This window comes from Campylobacter sp. MIT 97-5078, assembly GCF_006864455.1.
GTDB lineage: Bacteria > Campylobacterota > Campylobacteria > Campylobacterales > Campylobacteraceae > Campylobacter_D.
Genome location: NZ_QHLK01000037.1, coordinates 1 through 1,952, shown reverse-complemented (window position 1 = coordinate 1,952; position 1,952 = coordinate 1). Strand labels below are relative to the sequence as shown.

Below are 1,952 nucleotides of genomic sequence, written 5' to 3'. Positions count from 1 at the left end.
ATTTAGCTTTTGCTTCTTTATACATTGCATCAAAAAGATCACAAAAATGCCAGGAGTCAAGGCATTTTGGATTATGTTTTGCTACGTCTCGTTCCTTATCAAAATGAGCTTTAAAAAAATCAAGCCTTTCTTCATCATCTTTAAGGTATTCTAAAATCTCTTCTTCTGTTACAAGAATTTTTTCTATCCTTAAAGCTTCATTTTCAAGCTCTTTTACATAGTGTTTAAGATAGTTTTTACTTGCTTCATAAAGCTTTTCATGAGTTTTAAGTTCTTGATATTCATCTTCTTTCATGATAATACAAATTTGGGATTTATCAATAATGATATTTTGCTCAAGCATTTCAAAACTTATATCTTTTAAATCCTCTTGCAATACACCCTGTGCGTCATAAAAATGGACACGAAGTCCTATTTTAAGTTCAAATCCGCCTCTAACCTGCAAAGAATGCAAATCCATATGATTTTCTTTATCCGGATCAAAAACATTTTTCAAATCTGCCCTGTGAGCATAAAGCGTGGTAGGTAGATGAGCTAAAGCTCCTTGGTTTTTATTCATGCGTTGCTTGAAAAAAATTTCATCTTCTATAGCTTTTAAACCAAGCTTTTTACTTAAATTTTGCCAAGTTTCATAGGCTTTATCAAAACTTAAATCAGCAAAATCAATGCAGATAATTTCGCTAATATATTCTTTTTGGTTTTCTAAGTACTCAAGCATTGAGTTAAATTCCCATACGATCCATAAAGTCTTTCCATAAATACCCAAAACACTTGGATATTCATCATTAATGTTTTCATTCGAACAAAATAATGGCTTTGGTAATAACTCTTTTGGTTTGCAAGACAAATTGAATCTTTTCATAAAAGATGAGATATTTTGAGAATATTTACCAGAAATATGATTGATGGCGTGTTTTAATTTTGACACAGGATCCCTTGATATAAATATAAAAGGGGTTTTTTTATCAAGCAAAGCTCTCATCTTCTCATCAAGATGAACAATAATAAGTATAAAATCAACTCTGGGATTTTCTTGATATTTGATTAAATTATCTATATATTTTTGTTTGAAATTCCACCACGTAAAGAGCATTTGAGGTGTTTCAGATTTTCTTAAAGCAGTGCCAAAAAATATCGAAGCTGAGCTACCTAAATGATGCCAAATAAACTTATAACAATGTGGAAAAGGGATATTAAAAAGCCAAGCGATATGGGGATCTATACTTAGGTAATCAATCTTTTTAGGATTTAAAAGTGGAGGATAAGGATGCTTTTTATCAAGATATTTTTGTTTATATTCTTGAGAATTAATCCACGCAAGAATTTCTTCTTTTTTTGCATCAAAAAAACTAAAAGCCTTTTGATCAAACTCTTTAAAATTAATCTTGAGTTCAATCTTAACATGTTTATAAAATTCCACTTCAGCTTTAATCTTTGAAATTTGAGCAAAAAATTTGAAGTATCCAAATTTTAAAAAACTTTTATCCGCTTGTATCAAGGCATTACCATATAAAAATGCTGCGTGTCTTTTAACGCTAAAGCTTTGCTGATAATCGTCAAGCTGCTCTAGTTTTGGTTTTTTAAGATGAGGAAAAGCTATGATAAATTTTTTGTAAAGCGAAAGTTCTTTTTTATAAGCTTTTTTAAGCTTATAAAGCGAGAAAAGCAAATTTAAAAAAAGATTAATTTGTCTTAGAGGCGACCCCCCCCCCCCGACTAGATTATGATATTCTAAGAGTTTAAGTCCAAGCTTATAAGAAAGTGAATTTTTAACTCTATCAACTGCATTCATTGTGTCTCCAATTTTAAACAAAAAAACCCTTCTCCAGATGGCTGCGGCACATAATAAATCAAAGTTGCTCTGCTGTGTTCCCACCCTGAAGCGGTACTTTAAGATAGTATTGCACAGGTCTAAAAAAGGGCAATTAGGATCATAGCAAAATTTACTTAAA

At 30.8% G+C, this 1,952-nt stretch carries 1 protein-coding gene and 1 other RNA gene; both read right to left on the bottom strand.

The annotated features are described in order from the left end of the window. Window positions 1–1,792, bottom strand: a 1,792-nt coding sequence (locus DMB91_RS08695; protein WP_143116917.1) for a DUF2972 domain-containing protein, incomplete at its 3' end; no start/stop codon positions are given. A gap of 27 nt (window positions 1,793–1,819) precedes the next feature. Further along, an RNA gene (ffs, locus tag DMB91_RS08690) (signal recognition particle sRNA small type) lies at window positions 1,820–1,918 on the bottom strand. Between the last annotated feature and the right edge of the window lie 34 nt (window positions 1,919–1,952).